The organism is Paraburkholderia sp. CNPSo 3076, assembly GCF_026343935.1.
In the GTDB taxonomy this organism is placed as follows: domain Bacteria; phylum Pseudomonadota; class Gammaproteobacteria; order Burkholderiales; family Burkholderiaceae; genus Paraburkholderia; species Paraburkholderia nodosa.
The window spans coordinates 245,936-259,371 of sequence record NZ_JAPMAL010000003.1; the positions used below are offsets into that span (position 1 = coordinate 245,936).

The 13,436-nt window shown below is 64.9% G+C and carries 13 protein-coding genes; 9 read left to right on the forward strand and 4 right to left on the reverse strand.

Annotated elements, in window-relative coordinates; all coding sequences use genetic code 11:
• The first annotated feature begins 432 nt into the window (after positions 1-432).
• The 3 genes from mprF (at position 433) to M3A49_RS04960 (ending at position 4,661) form a co-directional block, all read left to right on the forward strand.
• On the forward strand, positions 433-3,042 hold the full coding sequence (gene mprF, locus M3A49_RS04950) for a bifunctional lysylphosphatidylglycerol flippase/synthetase MprF (RefSeq protein ID WP_266227684.1): 2,610 nt from the start codon (positions 433-435) through the stop codon (positions 3,040-3,042).
• Between the two features lie 92 nt (positions 3,043-3,134).
• Entirely contained in the window at positions 3,135-4,412 is a 1,278-nt protein-coding gene (locus M3A49_RS04955; RefSeq protein ID WP_266227839.1) for a virulence factor family protein, read from the forward strand.
• Between the two features lie 30 nt (positions 4,413-4,442).
• The gene (locus M3A49_RS04960; RefSeq protein ID WP_323183105.1) at positions 4,443-4,661 is read left to right on the forward strand and encodes a HigA family addiction module antitoxin; all 219 of its coding nucleotides are present in this window, start codon (positions 4,443-4,445) and stop codon (positions 4,659-4,661) included.
• Between the two features lie 13 nt (positions 4,662-4,674).
• On the opposite strand, the gene M3A49_RS04965 is transcribed toward M3A49_RS04960, so the two are convergent.
• On the reverse strand, positions 4,675-4,938 hold the full coding sequence (locus tag M3A49_RS04965; protein ID WP_266227685.1) for a cupin domain-containing protein: 264 nt from the start codon (positions 4,936-4,938) through the stop codon (positions 4,675-4,677).
• 480 nt (positions 4,939-5,418) lie between these two features.
• On the opposite strand from M3A49_RS04965, the gene oxlT reads away from it, so the two are divergent.
• On the forward strand, positions 5,419-6,762 hold the full coding sequence (gene oxlT, locus M3A49_RS04970; protein ID WP_266227686.1) for an oxalate/formate MFS antiporter: 1,344 nt from the start codon (positions 5,419-5,421) through the stop codon (positions 6,760-6,762).
• A gap of 75 nt (positions 6,763-6,837) precedes the next feature.
• On the opposite strand, the gene ahpF is transcribed toward oxlT, so the two are convergent.
• From ahpF to M3A49_RS04985, 3 genes are all read right to left on the reverse strand, one after another.
• Positions 6,838-8,439, reverse strand: coding sequence for an alkyl hydroperoxide reductase subunit F (ahpF, locus tag M3A49_RS04975; protein ID WP_266227687.1), 1,602 nt, complete (start codon positions 8,437-8,439; stop codon positions 6,838-6,840).
• Between the two features lie 188 nt (positions 8,440-8,627).
• The gene (gene ahpC, locus M3A49_RS04980) at positions 8,628-9,191 is read right to left on the reverse strand and encodes an alkyl hydroperoxide reductase subunit C (RefSeq protein ID WP_028202722.1); all 564 of its coding nucleotides are present in this window, start codon (positions 9,189-9,191) and stop codon (positions 8,628-8,630) included.
• A 312-nt stretch (positions 9,192-9,503) separates the two neighbouring features.
• A complete protein-coding gene (locus M3A49_RS04985) occupies positions 9,504-10,412 on the reverse strand; it encodes a LysR family transcriptional regulator (protein WP_028202723.1) in 909 nt (302 codons plus the stop codon).
• Positions 10,413-10,538: 126 nt separating this feature from the next.
• Here M3A49_RS04985 and M3A49_RS04990 point away from each other — a divergent pair, with 126 nt between their 5' ends.
• The 5 genes from M3A49_RS04990 to M3A49_RS42495 all read left to right on the forward strand — a co-directional run bounded on the left by M3A49_RS04990 (position 10,539) and on the right by M3A49_RS42495 (position 13,423).
• The gene (locus M3A49_RS04990; RefSeq protein ID WP_266227688.1) at positions 10,539-11,264 is read left to right on the forward strand and encodes a pirin family protein; all 726 of its coding nucleotides are present in this window, start codon (positions 10,539-10,541) and stop codon (positions 11,262-11,264) included.
• 132 nt (positions 11,265-11,396) lie between these two features.
• Complete coding sequence (locus M3A49_RS04995; RefSeq protein WP_028202725.1) at positions 11,397-11,810, forward strand: DoxX family protein; 414 nt, start codon at positions 11,397-11,399, stop codon at positions 11,808-11,810.
• A gap of 203 nt (positions 11,811-12,013) precedes the next feature.
• Positions 12,014-12,571 carry an FUSC family protein gene (locus tag M3A49_RS05000; protein WP_266227689.1) on the forward strand — a complete coding sequence of 186 codons (558 nt, stop codon included), beginning with the start codon at positions 12,014-12,016 and terminating at the stop codon, positions 12,569-12,571.
• Positions 12,572-12,837: 266 nt separating this feature from the next.
• Positions 12,838-12,966 carry a hypothetical protein gene (locus M3A49_RS05005; protein WP_266227690.1) on the forward strand — a complete coding sequence of 43 codons (129 nt, stop codon included), beginning with the start codon at positions 12,838-12,840 and terminating at the stop codon, positions 12,964-12,966.
• A gap of 40 nt (positions 12,967-13,006) precedes the next feature.
• Positions 13,007-13,423 carry a rubredoxin gene (locus tag M3A49_RS42495; protein ID WP_323183106.1) on the forward strand — a complete coding sequence of 139 codons (417 nt, stop codon included), beginning with the start codon at positions 13,007-13,009 and terminating at the stop codon, positions 13,421-13,423.
• Positions 13,424-13,436 lie beyond the last annotated feature (13 nt).

Below are 13,436 nucleotides of genomic sequence, written 5' to 3' on the forward strand. Positions count from 1 at the left end.
GTTTCGGCGAAACGGCCCGATCGTCGCATGGTTCATGCAAGCGATCAGCGCCCGCTCATTACTCATAACTTAACGATTACCTTGCCGTTCAATTCACTTGTTAATTAGGCTTTGCAAACATTAATCATCAAAAGATTATTCCCCAATTAAATCCATTAGTTATGACGCGCTTTCGCACCCAATTGATCCGCACCCAATAGCAGTTTCTTGCACCGGGGCGTCAACCGCCGGGTAGTCCTATGCGTTTGCTGAGCTTAACTAGTCCTTTCCGAACGATTACGATTCGGCTCGATTTTCCGGTTCGCGGCGCGAGGTGCGCGAGAACCGGCCTCGAAAGAACGTGAACGCAAAACGCGAATACACACGATGTCACCGCCGGGGAAGCTGTAACAGTCGAAACGGCGACATCGCAGAGAGCCACCAGACCGATCCATGTCTCAATCGCATTCTTCGCGCGCGGCGCGCGCCCTCGGGGCGCTGCGCCACCGCGCCGGTGCCCTGCACCTGCCGCGCTTTGTCGCGCCGGTGTTCGCACTCGGCATCTGCGCGCTGCTGCTGGTCGTGTTCCAGCACCTCTCGCGCACGGTCGACTACCACTCGGTGATCCGCCAGCTCTGGACGCTCACGCCGGCGCAATGGGTCGGCGCGCTCGCCGCCACGGCCGTGAGCTTCGTCGCCCTGGTCGGTCGCGACGCCGTGGGCCTGCGTTACCTCGGCGCACGCGTCTCGCGCGGCGCGCTGTGGGCCGGCGCGATCGCTGGCTCGGCGCTCGGCAACGTCACCGGCTTCGGCGCCCTCACGGGCGGCGCCGTGCGCTGCCGCGTGTATGGCGGCGCGGGCGTCACCGCCGCGCAGATCGGCCGCATGACGGTGTTCACGAGCGTCACGCTCGCCCTCGCCCTCGTGCTCATGACCGCGCTCGGCATGGTCGGCGCCGCCGGCACACTCTCCGGTCTGCTGCATCTCTCGCCCGACGAGCTGCGCCTGATCGGCGGCGTGGTGCTCGGCTGCGGCGCGGTGCTGGTCGTCCTTTGCCCGCCAGGCGCGCGCGAGGTCGAGCCGTTCGGCCGCGCCTGGCTGCGCTTTTCGGTGCCGGCACGGCGCGACCTCGTCGCGCAGCTGCTGCTGGCCGCGCTCGACGTGGTCGGCGCCGGGCTCGCGCTGTGGTCGGTCATGCCGCATGCGCTCCTCGGCTTCACCGACTTCCTCACCGTATATTGCGCCGCCATGCTGCTCGGCCTGATCGGCCACACGCCCGGCGGCATCGGCGTGTTCGAAGCCGCGATGGTCTACGCGCTCGGCCCGAGCGTGCCCACCTCCAAGGTGCTTGCTGCGCTGCTCGCCTATCGCGCGATCTACTTCGGCGCGCCGCTCGCGCTCGCCGCGGCGGTGCTCGCCGTATTCGAGGGCCGCGCGCTCAAGACACCGCTCAGCGCACGCTTTGCGAAGCGCGGCGCCGACGGCGTCTCGCAGCTCGCGCCGCTGTTCCTCGCCATCGTGACCTTCGTGACCGGCAGCATGCTCGTGATCTCGGGCGCCACACCCGCGTTCTCCAAGCGCATCGCGCTGCTGCAAACCATCGTCCCGCTCTGGGTGCTCGAAAGCTCGCAGCTGATGGGCAGCCTCTTCGGCGTGTTGCTCCTCTTCGTCGCGCGCGGTCTGCTGCGGCGCCTGGACGCCGCCTGGTGGCTCGCGCTCGTGATCGCCATGGCCAACCTCGCGCTCTCGCTCGCCAAAGGCCTCGCCTTCGTCGAAGCGGGCGTACTGTGCGTGCTGATCGTGCTGCTCCTCGGCACGCGCAAGCGCTTCAATCGCCACTCGTCGATGTTCTCCGAGCGCTTCACGCCGGCCTGGCTCGCTTCGGTCGGCTGCGTAATCGCGCTCGCCGTGTGGGTGCTGCTGTTCGCCTTCCGCGACGTGCAGTACTCGCAAAGTCTCTGGTGGCAATTCGCCTTCCACAGCCGCGCCCCGCGCGCACTGCGCGCCACGCTCGGCGCCGGCGTGTTCGCCGCCGCGCTCGCGCTGTGGCAATTGCTGCGCCCCGCCGCGGGTCGCTTCGTGATGCCCCCGAGCGAAGACCTCGAAGAGGCCGCACGTATCGTGCGCGCGCAGGAGCGCAGCGACGCGGGCCTCGCGCTGATGGGCGACAAGAGCTTCCTGTTTTCCGCCTCGCGCAAGGCTTTCCTCATGTACGCGAAGCGCGGCCGCACGTGGGCGGCGCTGCACGACCCGGTCGGCCCGCGCGAAGAGTGGCCCGCGCTGATCCGCGAATTCGTCACACTCGCCCATGCGCACAACGGCCGCGCGGCGTTCTACCAGGTGCGCGCCGACGCGCTGCCGCTCTATCTCGACGCCGGCCTCACGCTGATGAAGCTCGGCGAGGAAGCGCGCGTGATGCTGCAGGAATTCGACCTCAAGGGTCCGCAGCGCGCGCACCTGCGCTACGCGCTCAAACGCGGCGAACGCGATGGCTTTTCGATCGAACATATCGAGCCCACGCAAATGGGCGCGAGCCTGCCAGTGCTGCGCGCGATCTCCGACGCCTGGCTGCAGGACCGCGAAGCGCGCGAAAAGAGCTTTTCGGTGGCCGCATTCGACGACGACTATCTCGCCGCGCAGTCCGTGTTGCTCATCCGCCAGAACGACGAGCCGCTCGCCTTCGTCACTTTCATGACGACCGATCTGAACACCGACGCAACGGTGGGCGTCATGCGCCATTTGCCGGGCGCGTCGCCCTACGCGATGGAGTATCTGTTCACGCAGCTCGCGCTGCATCTGAAGGCCGCCGGCTACCAGTCGCTCTCGCTCGGCATGGCGCCGCTCTCGGGCATGGGTCCCTCGCCGCTCGCTTCGTCATGGCACCGGCTCGCGGGCTTCATCTGGCGCTTCGGCGGCCGTTTCTATAACTTCCGGGGGCTGCGCGGCTTCAAGAACAAGTTCGCGCCGCGCTGGGAACCACGCTATCTGGCCGCCTCGGGCTCGATCAGCGTGTTCATCACCCTCGCCGATCTATCGCTGCTGGCAGGAGGCTGGCGCTCATGACATTCCGTATTCCCAGGCTGCCGCGCATTGCAGGCACGGCAGCGGGCGCCGCCGTGCTCGCGTTTTTCACGGCTCACGCCAACGCCGCTTCGATGCCCGCCTCGACGCCCGCTTCCGCCGCGACGATGCACGTTTCCGGCGGCCGTTATGGCGAAGTCGCGGTGACGAAACCGAGTGGCACGATGCGCGGCTTCACCGTGCTGTTCTCGGCGGACCCGCACTGGAGCGCCGCCGACCAGACGCGCGCCGACGCGCTCGCGCAGCATGGCGCTCTCGTCGTCGGCGTGGATACGGAGCGCTATGCGCAGAACCTCGCCGCCGTGAAGAACGAGACCTGCCACAAGCTCTACAGCGACGCAGAAGCGCTGAGCCACCAGCTCGAACGCCAGCTGGGGTCCAGCGAGTACTACGCGCCGATCGCCATCGGCAGCGGCGAAGGTGCACTCATCGCACAGCGCATGCTCTCGCAGGCGCCCGCGAACACGATGGCGGGCGCCGTGTCGCTCGACCCTGCCGCGAAGCTCGACGTGCGCTTCGCCCCCTGCCCGGCGGACCCCACGCTCTCGCGCGGCAATGGCCTGCCCGGTTTCTTCGAGAAGGGTGTGACGACGAAAGATGCGCGCGCAACCAGTTCTGGCGCACCGCGTGCCTTCGCCGCCAGCGTTGCCGACGCCGACAAGATCGTTGCGCTCACCTCGAGTCACCTGCGCGTCGTGACGGAGAGCGAAGAGGACGTGTCGGACCTGCCGCTCGTCGAACTGCCCGCGGCGCACCCCACCGACATGCTCGCGGTGGTGATCTCGGGCGACGGCGGCTGGCGCGATCTCGACAAGACGATTGCTGAAGCGCTGCAAAAGCAGGGTATTTCGGTGATCGGCTGGGACGCGCTGCGCTACTTCTGGAGCGAAAAGACGCCCGAGCAAACAAGCCACGATCTCGCCCGCGTGCTGAAGACCTACGGCTCGCGCTGGCATGCGCAGCACATCGCGCTGGTGGGCTACTCGTTTGGCGCGGACGTGATGCCATTCGCCTACAACCGTCTGCCCGACGCGTTGCGCGCGAAGGTGTCGTACATGTCGCTGCTCGGCTTCGCGCCGGACGCCGACTTCCAGGTCCGCGTGACGGGCTGGCTCGGCATGCCCGCCAGCGACAAGGCGCTGCAGGTGCGCCCGGAACTCGCGAAGGTGCCGCCTTCGATCGTGCAATGCGTGTATGGCGCGGGCGAGAAAGACACGCTGTGCCCAGCGCTCGTGAATACCGGCATCGACGTCGTGAAGACGAACGGCGATCACCACTTCGACGGCGACTACAACGCGCTCGCGGGGAAGATCATCGCGGGCTGGAAGAAGGAGATCGCGGCGCGGGGGTGAGGGGGAGCGTCGCTTTTCCGTACTCGCTAGATGAGCCAGAACGCGCTGGCGCGAGCCATGAAAGTGCCGCCGCGGCGCATCAACGAAATCGTGCATGGCGCGCGCAGCGTGACCGCTGACACCGCACTGCGTCTGTCGATCGTATTCGGCACCTCACCGCAGTTCTGGATGAACCTCCAGAGCGACTACGATCTGGAGGAGGCCGCAAGAAACGCCGATCTCTCGGAACTTCGGCCCCTCGCGGCATAGGCGTCCCCGCCCCTCACTTCCTCCCCACCAGATACTGCACGCCCTGCGGCCCGTAGCGCTCGGCGTGCGGCAGGTTGGCGGCGAGATGAAACACGTCGCCGGCCTTGTAGAGCCGCTCCTCGTCGCCCACGCGGATGTGCAGTTCGCCCTCGATGACCAGTGCCTTCGCTTCGAACGGATGCGAATGGACCTCCATGACGCCGGCTTCGCGCGTCACGACGACGGGCTCGGGAAAGCCTTCGTCGGCCAGGCTGCGGATGAATGTTTCGCGCTGCATGATTCGTCTCCTCGATCGACGGCGTCGCGCCGCCGGCAGCCAGTTTGGCACGCGTACCAGGACGCTGCTCGACCTCGCTTCCTGCCTGGCCGCCGACTCGTGCGCAAAAATGGCAACAAACCTTTCATTCCAATCAATTTGAAAGGTTTTAGAAAAATCTCCCCTTACATTACCAAAAGCTTTCGACTATAACGACATCACATGTCGCGATTTCCGCTATCTCGCGCATGCCTCAGCCCGCCCGGCCTAGCCCGCGGGCTTTTTTTTCTGGCACCGGCAGCATCGGCCGAAAGCTTTCAAAAACCATACTCATCAATACCGAGAGCTAGTAGAAGCCCTGAGATGTCTTCCGCTTGACTTCATTGATATATTACATATTGTGTAAACTACTGTCAGCTAAACGACAGAAATCGTGACTGCGACCCGGGCGAATTCCGCCCCTCGTAGATGGCCATTCATTCGAAGAAACCGGAGACACACATGGAGCATCGGCAAGGAGGGGCGTCGCGATTCGCGTCGCCGTGGACGCAACTCGTGTTCGGCGTCATCTGCATGGCGATGATCGCCAACATGCAGTACGGCTGGACGCTGTTCGTCAATCCGATCAACGAGAAGTACCACTGGGGGCGCGCCGCGATTCAGGTCGCGTTCACGATCTTCGTCGTCACCGAAACCTGGCTCGTGCCCGTGGAAGGCTGGCTCGTCGACAAGTACGGGCCGCGTCCAGTGGTCGTGGCCGGCGGGCTGTTGTGCGCGGTTGCCTGGGTGCTCAATTCGGTCGCCGCGACGCTGCCCGTGCTCTATATCGCGGCCGCAATCGGCGGGCTCGGTGCGGGAGCCGTCTATGGCACGTGTGTCGGCAATGCGCTCAAATGGTTTCCGAACCGGCGTGGGCTCGCGGCCGGCATCACGGCGGCGGGCTTTGGTGCGGGGTCGGCGGCGACCGTCGTGCCGATCGCCAACATGATCAAGAGCAGCGGATACGAGTCCACCTTCCTCTGGTTCGGTCTGGGGCAAGGGATCGTCGTGCTCGTGCTCGGCTTCGCACTCAGCGCGCCCGCCTCGCACGGCGTCGCCGCGGCGAAGCGCGCCATCGGGCAAATGGGACACGCGGCGAAGCAGCTTGCGCAGGGCGCGAGCGCCGTCTACAACGCGAGCCCGCGCGAGGTGGTTGCGTCGCCCATCTTCTGGGTGATGTACGCCATGTTCGTGATGATGGCCGCAGGCGGTCTGATGGCGACCGCGCAGCTCGGCCCCATCGCGAAGGATTTCGGCCTGCACGACTCGCCCGTTTCGCTGCTCGGCCTCACGCTGCCCGCGCTCACGTTCGCGCTCACCATCGACCGCGTGCTCAACGGTCTCACACGGCCGTTCTTTGGCTGGGTATCGGACCGCATTGGCCGCGAGAACACGATGTTCGTCGCGTTCGGCATCGAGGCGATCGGCATCGTGCTGCTTTCGCAATACGGTCACAGCCCGATGGCGTTCGTCGTGCTCACGGGCATCGTGTTCTTCGCGTGGGGCGAAATCTACAGCCTCTTTCCCGCTACCTGCGGCGACACCTTCGGACCGAAGTTCGCCGCGACCAACGCGGGTCTGCTCTACACCGCGAAGGGCACGGCGGCGCTGCTGGTGCCGTTCACGAGTGTCATCACCGCGGCAACCGGCAGCTGGCACGCAGTATTCATGCTCGCTTCGGGCATGGCGGCGGTCTCCGCCCTGCTCGCGGTATTCGTGCTCAAGCCGTTGCGCCAGGCCCATCGGCAAAAGCATGCGGAACCGGCGGCCGACTTCCCGTATGGCAGCCCGCTCGTCCAGGACTGACCCGTCTTATCTCGCGAAACCATAAAAAAACGCCGGCGTGAGCCGGCGTAAAGAGAGACTGCTCTAAACCTTTGCTCAGGCAACCACCGGCGCCGCCTTCGCGTCCTCTTCCTGCTCCACGGAGGAGCGGATCAGGTAATCGAATGCGCCGAGCGATGCCTTCGCACCTTCCCCCACGGCGATCACGATCTGCTTGAACGGCACGGTCGTCACGTCGCCCGCGGCGAACACGCCCGGCACCGACGTCTGGCCCTTCGCGTCCACTTCGATCTCGCCGTGCTTCGACAGCGCGACCGTGCCCTTGAGGAACTCGGTGTTCGGCACGAGGCCGATCTGCACGAACACGCCTTCGAGTTCGAGCTGATGCTTCTCGCCCGACGTGCGTTCGAGCCAGGCGAGACCCGTGACCTTCTGGCCGTCGCCGGAAATCTCCGTGGTTTGCGCGTTCACGTGCACCGTGACGTTCGGCAGGCTGCGCAGCTTGCGTTGCAGCACTTCATCCGCACGCAGTTGCGCGCCGAATTCGAGCAGCGTGACATGGCTCACGATACCGGCCAGGTCGATCGCCGCTTCCACGCCCGAGTTGCCGCCGCCGATCACCGCGACGCGCTTGCCCTTGAAGAGCGGACCGTCGCAGTGCGGGCAGTAGGCCACGCCCTTGTTTTTGTACTGCTGCTCGCCCGGCACATCGACGTTGCGCCAGCGCGCACCCGTGGCGAGCACTACGCTCTTCGCGCGCAGCGTCGCGCCGCTTTGCGTGCGCACTTCGAAGCCGTTGCCCGTGGGCACGAGCGCTTCGGCGCGCTGCAGATTCATGATGTCGACGTCATAAGCGCGCACGTGCTGCTCCAGCGCCGTGGCGAACTTCGGCCCTTCCGTTTCCGTGACCGAGACGAAGTTCTCGATCGACATCGTGTCGAGCACCTGGCCGCCGAAGCGCTCGGCGAGCACGCCGGTGCGAATGCCCTTGCGCGCAGCGTAAATCGCAGCCGCAGCGCCTGCGGGGCCGCCGCCGACAATGAGCATGTCGAAAACATCCTTCTGGTTCAGCTTCTCGGCGGCGCGCGACGATGCGCCGGTGTCGAGCTTCGCGAGAATCTCTTCCACGCCCATGCGGCCCTGGCCGAACACTTCGCCGTTCAGGTAGAGGGTCGGCACGGCCATGATCTGGCGCTTCTCGACTTCGTCCTGATACAGCGCGCCGTCGATGGTGACGATCTGCACGTTCGGGTTCAGCGCGGCCATCGCGTTGATCGACTGCACGACTTCCGGGCAGTTCTGGCACGAGAGCGACATATAGACTTCGAACGAGAACACGCCGTCGAGCGCCTTCACCTGTTCGATGGTGTCGTTCTCGAGCTTGACGGGGTGGCCGCCCACCTGGAGCAGCGCCAGCACGAGCGACGTGAATTCGTGGCCCATCGGGATGCCCGCGAACGTGACCTTCACGTCGGAGTTCGCGCGCTTGATGTCGAACGAAGGGGTACGCGCGTCGCCGGCTGCGGCGCCACGGCGTTCTTCGTAGGCGATGCGATTCGAGAGCGATGCGATGTCCTGCAGCAGTTGCTGCAGTTCTTGCGACTTCTCGCCATCGTCCAGGTACGCAACGATCTCGATCGACTGCGTGACTTTTTCGAGGTAGCTTTTGAGTTGATCTTTGAGGTTGGCGTCGAGCATGGCTTTTTTTCCGGCTAGAGAAGAAGCGGGGGAATTCTAAGTATTGCCTGGCAATTTCGCCGTTCCGCCTATGGCGTCAAGAGGCGAACAGGGCACCCGGGCCGCGGCCGCGTGGGCGCGGCCCGGGCATACAGCTAGTCAGACTTCGGCGTCATGCGATCAGGGCGATCGCATTGATACTGTGACGCTTAGATCTTGCCGACGAGGTCGAGCGACGGCTTGAGCGTTTCAGCGCCCGGCGTCCACTTGGCGGGGCAGACTTCACCCGGGTGCGATGCCACGTACTGAGCAGCTTGCACCTTGCGCAGCAGTTCCTTGGCGTCACGGCCGATGCCGTTGTCGTGGATTTCGCACAGCTTGATCTCGCCTTCCGGGTTGATCACGAACGTGCCGCGCAGTGCCAGGCCTTCTTCTTCGATCATCACGTCGAAATTGCGCGTGATTGCGCCCGTCGGGTCGCCGACCAGCGGGTACTTGATCTTGGCGATCGTGTCCGACGTGTCGTGCCATGCCTTGTGCGTGAAGTGCGTGTCGGTCGACACACCGTAGACTTCAACGCCGAGCTTCTGGAATTCTGCGTACTGGTCAGCCAGGTCGCCGAGTTCCGTCGGGCACACGAAAGTGAAGTCGGCCGGGTAGAACACGACAACCGACCACTTGCCCTTGAGGTTTTCTTCTGAGACCGGAACGAACTTGCCGTTGTGGTATGCGGTTGCCTTGAACGGCTTGACTTGCGTGTTAATGAGAGACATGCGTTGTTTCCTCGGTCTGGGTTGGGAAAAGGTATGGACAAAGGTTACGGGAACCGCGTCCGTTTGAAAAATTGGTTGCTTTGATCGCGGGTATTAACCCTGCCTATCGGCCCCAATAACGTCCGTCAAAGCCCGCCAGCATGGGGTTCCGCGCCCGCATCGCGCGGCCCGAGCAACCCTCGGGGCGGTGAGCATACAACGAAACTGCGACAATGTGCCTCACGCGCCCGCGCTGTCATGTTGCGTTCACGAAGCTCTGCGCGTTAGATGCAGGCACAACGGTGCTTCTGCAAGGGCCGCAGGCTTGCTGCGTCAAAGCGCCCCGCCACGCGCGGTTGCCGCACGCGCCGCAAGCCGCTCGCGCAGGTATTGCGTGAACGCGCGAATCGTCACGGAAGCTTCACGATGCTGCGGGTACAGCGCATGCAGCGCGTTGGGCGGCGGCATGAACGGTTCGAGCACCTCCACCAGCAGGCCCGCATCAACCGATCCCGCCACGATGAAGTCCGGGAGATAGCAGATGCCGAGCCCGGCAATGGCGGCGTCGCGGATCACTTCGCCGTTGTTCGCGCGCAGCGGCCCGTGCACGTCGAAAGGCGTGCGCACGCCATCGACGATGAATTCCCATGGCGCGCGGCCCTGCTGCCCGTACGGCAGGCAGGCGTGCTGCGCGAGATCGGCGGGCGTTTGCGGCGCGCGCCGCCGGCGCCGGTAGCCGGGGCTGCAGCACGCGATCATGCGCACGTCGATGAGCTTTTGCGCGACCAGCGTGGAATCCGCCAGCCGGCCGATACGCAGCGCCATGTCGAAACCTTCCCCGATCACGTCGACGGTGCGGTCGCTCAGATCCATGTCGAAGCGCACGTCCGGATGCTCGCGCAGAAATTCGGCGACGAGCGGCGAAAGGTGCGCCATGCCGAACGACATCGGCGCGCTCACTTTCAGGAGGCCGCGGGGCTCGCTGCGCCGGTCCGACATGGCCTGCTCGGCCTCCGAGACGTCCGCAAGGATCCGTTTCGCGCGCTCGTAGAAGTCCTGGCCGAGGTCCGTAACCGCCAGCTTGCGCGTGTTGCGCACGAGCAGGCGTGCGCCCAGATCGGCCTCCAGCGCCGCCACGCGCCGGCTCACGAACTGCTTGGAAAGCCGCAGCCGATGGGCCGCCGCCGTGAAATTGCCCGCATCCACGGTGTTCACGAAGATCCGCATGTCGTCGAGTTGCATTCCGATTGTCCACTTCAATGTGACAGTGAGTCGTATTTTACGGTAATTCAAGTCGATTTGATTGACCTAAACTTCTTCCATCGCAACCAATCACCGAATCGAAACGATTCACACGGAGAGACCAAAATGATCGAACTTCGCAAGGCAGACCAACGCGGCCGCGGTGAACATGGCTGGCTCAGCTCGCGTCACACGTTTTCGTTTGCCAACTACTACGATCCGAAGCAGGTGGGCTTCTCGGACCTGCTCGTGATCAACGACGACCGCGTGGCCCCGGCGCGCGGCTTTGGCAAGCACCCGCACCGCGACATGGAAATTTTCTCGTACGTGCTGGAAGGCGCCCTCGAGCACAAGGACTCGATGGGCACGGGCTCGGTGATCGTCCCCGGCGACGTGCAACTGATGAGCGCCGGCACCGGCGTGGCGCACAGCGAGTTCAACCACTCGGCCGACGAAGGGGTGCACTTCCTGCAGATCTGGATTGCACCGAACGTGAAGGGCGCGCAGCCGCGTTACCAGCAAAAGCACATCGCCGATGAGGAAAAGCGCGGCAAGCTCCGCCTGATCCTCTCGCCGGACGGCGCCGAAGACTCGCTGCTGCTGCGCCAGGACGCACGCGTGTATGCCGGCCGCCTCGACGGCGCGGAAACGGCGAAGGTCGAAGTGGGCGACGACCGCTACGCCTACGTTCACGTGGCGCGTGGCAGCGTGAAGCTGAACGGCGTGGAACTGGGCGAAGGCGACGGCGCGCGCATCCGCTCCGAGCGCGAGTTGAGCTTCAGCGACGGACACGATGCCGAGGTCCTGGTGTTCGATCTGCGTAATATCGAAGTGTCGGAGCTTTGGTCTTAACTTCGGCGTTGCGCCTGAGGTTATGCTTGCGCAGACCGGCGCGCGGCGGTCCGCTCACTGAAAGCGGGCCGCCGCCCGGCAAAGCGCGAACTGATACGTAGTGAACTGCTTAAAACTTCTTCGGAGAAAACCATGCGATACAACCTGTTCGGGCCGGGCAACGACGTCGTGCTGCTGGTCTCGCGCATCCTGCTGACTTCCCTGTTCATCCTGTTCGGCTGGTCGAAGATCACCGGCTTTTCGGGCACGGTCGACTACATGGCGCACGTGGGCGCGCCCGTGCCGATGCTGTCGGCCGCCATCGCCGTGATCATGGAGTTCGCGGTCGGCATCCTGCTGCTCGTGGGCTTCTACACGCGGCCGCTCGCCGTGCTGCTCGCGATCTATACCGTTGCGACAGCCTTCATCGGCCATCACTTCTGGACCATGACCGGCGCCGACCAAATGGCGAACATGATCAACTTCTACAAGAACATCAGTATCGCCGGCGGCCTGCTCGCGCTCGCGGTAACGGGTCCGGGAGCGATCTCGATCGACAGGAAGTAACGCACGGTTTTGTTTCACGGCAGAAAGGCGCGATGCTGGATGGCATCGCGCCTTTTTTGTGTCCGGAGCGCGATCCGCACCACGTGGCGAAGTCGTTGCGCATGCATTGCCTGTCCGGCAATCTGCACCCAGCAGACACGGCTTGATATGCTTGGCAGCGCGCCCGCTTATCCTCACGTTCTCCTTACGACCGATCACGCGCGATGCACGACCCACAAGACAACCTCTACGCCTATCTCACTTCGCTCCAGCAATCGGCGCTGGGCGCGCTCAAGCGCCTGCCGCTCAGGAGCCGCGCCGCGCAAGGCACGCTCATGGCGCTGCGCGCCGTCTGCGCGGCAGGTCTTGCATACAGCATCGGCCGCGCGCTCCACACCGAACAGGCGTTCTGGGCCGCGATCACGGCGATTGCCGTCACCCAACACGATTACGCCGATACGCTCGCGCAGTCGCGCGACCAGTTCATCGGCGCGATTGCAGGCGGCGCAGTGGGGCTCGCAACGGCGGCGTTCGGCCCGGAAAATCTCGCGGCCTACCTCGTAGCCGTGAGCGTGGTGATCATCGGCTGCTGGTGCCTGAGCGTCAGCACCGCCGCGCGGCTGGGTGCAATCACCACCACCATCGTGCTGCTCGTACCCATGAACGGGCCGGTGTGGGATGTCGCGCTCTTTCGCGTGGCGCAGGTCGCCATCGGCATGGCCTGCGCGGTGCCGGTCAGCTGGCTGTTTTCGTATATCGAACGGCGCTGGCTGCAGTTGTGAGCCGCTTCTCTCAACGCCTGCGAAATAAACCATCTCCGCGCGCTCCGGAATCCGGCCCGCATTGGCGGCGATAATCAGTGCTGCTGTGCGGCGCAGGTTGCCGGCGGCGAAATCTGCGGCGCGTGCGCGCAGACGCCGCGCAAATGCCCCCGTCGATGCGAAATCGTGCGAAACTCCCCCGCCGCGCTCTGCCGCCGTCATGCCGACCATGGCGACTTTAAGGGGCGCAATCGAGACCGCAACCCACGCCGCCGCAAGATCACCCTATGAACACCACCACCCGTCCCGCCGCTTCGAACGCCAAGTCCAGCAAGTCCATCACGCTCCTGCAAATGCTCGCGCTGATCGCCGCTGGCGGTATCGCGGCCTCGCTGCTGTTCCGCTACTTCCTGTGAGCGCAGCGCGTCCGGGGCATCAAGCCAACCGTTTTCGCTTATGTACAAGAAAGGCGTCGCCCTCGAAATCCAGTTCTCGCCCGTTCGCCTGAATGACGGCGCAGGCGACCCGTACTGGATCGACCTCACCGCCGACGAAGCCGCCGCGCTGCTCGCCACGCTGCAAGGCAAGCTCGCTGAACGCGAGAGCACCGCAGCGCCGCTCGTCGTCGCGCTCGACACCCCGCCCGAAGGCGCCGCGCCCGAGGCGCCCGCAAGCGCTTCAACGGCTGCGGCCAGCGCCGACGACGGCCTGAAACAATGGGTCTGCGTGATCTGCGGCTGGGTGTATGACGAAGCGGCAGGCGCCCCTGACGACGGCCTCGCTCCCGGCACCCGCTGGGCCGACGTGGCCGACGACTGGCGCTGCCCGCTCTGCGACGTGGGCAAGGAAGACTTCGCGCTCGTCGAGTTCTGACGCGCGCCGCCAA

Excerpts from the sequence above, each read along its gene's own strand:
- mprF (WP_266227684.1), top strand. The coding sequence starts at position 433 with ATGTCTCAATCGCATTCTTCGCGCGCGGCGCGCGCCCTCGGGGCGCTG.
- M3A49_RS04955 (WP_266227839.1), top strand. The coding sequence starts at position 3,135 with ATGCCCGCCTCGACGCCCGCTTCCGCCGCGACGATGCACGTTTCCGGC.
- M3A49_RS04960 (WP_323183105.1), top strand. The coding sequence starts at position 4,443 with ATGAGCCAGAACGCGCTGGCGCGAGCCATGAAAGTGCCGCCGCGGCGC.
- M3A49_RS04965 (WP_266227685.1), bottom strand. The coding sequence starts at position 4,938 with ATGCAGCGCGAAACATTCATCCGCAGCCTGGCCGACGAAGGCTTTCCC.
- oxlT (WP_266227686.1), top strand. The coding sequence starts at position 5,419 with ATGGAGCATCGGCAAGGAGGGGCGTCGCGATTCGCGTCGCCGTGGACG.
- ahpF (WP_266227687.1), bottom strand. The coding sequence starts at position 8,439 with ATGCTCGACGCCAACCTCAAAGATCAACTCAAAAGCTACCTCGAAAAA.
- ahpC (WP_028202722.1), bottom strand. The coding sequence starts at position 9,191 with ATGTCTCTCATTAACACGCAAGTCAAGCCGTTCAAGGCAACCGCATAC.
- M3A49_RS04985 (WP_028202723.1), bottom strand. The coding sequence starts at position 10,412 with ATGCAACTCGACGACATGCGGATCTTCGTGAACACCGTGGATGCGGGC.
- M3A49_RS04990 (WP_266227688.1), top strand. The coding sequence starts at position 10,539 with ATGATCGAACTTCGCAAGGCAGACCAACGCGGCCGCGGTGAACATGGC.
- M3A49_RS04995 (WP_028202725.1), top strand. The coding sequence starts at position 11,397 with ATGCGATACAACCTGTTCGGGCCGGGCAACGACGTCGTGCTGCTGGTC.
- M3A49_RS05000 (WP_266227689.1), top strand. The coding sequence starts at position 12,014 with ATGCACGACCCACAAGACAACCTCTACGCCTATCTCACTTCGCTCCAG.
- M3A49_RS05005 (WP_266227690.1), top strand. The coding sequence starts at position 12,838 with ATGAACACCACCACCCGTCCCGCCGCTTCGAACGCCAAGTCCAGCAAG.
- M3A49_RS42495 (WP_323183106.1), top strand. The coding sequence starts at position 13,007 with ATGTACAAGAAAGGCGTCGCCCTCGAAATCCAGTTCTCGCCCGTTCGC.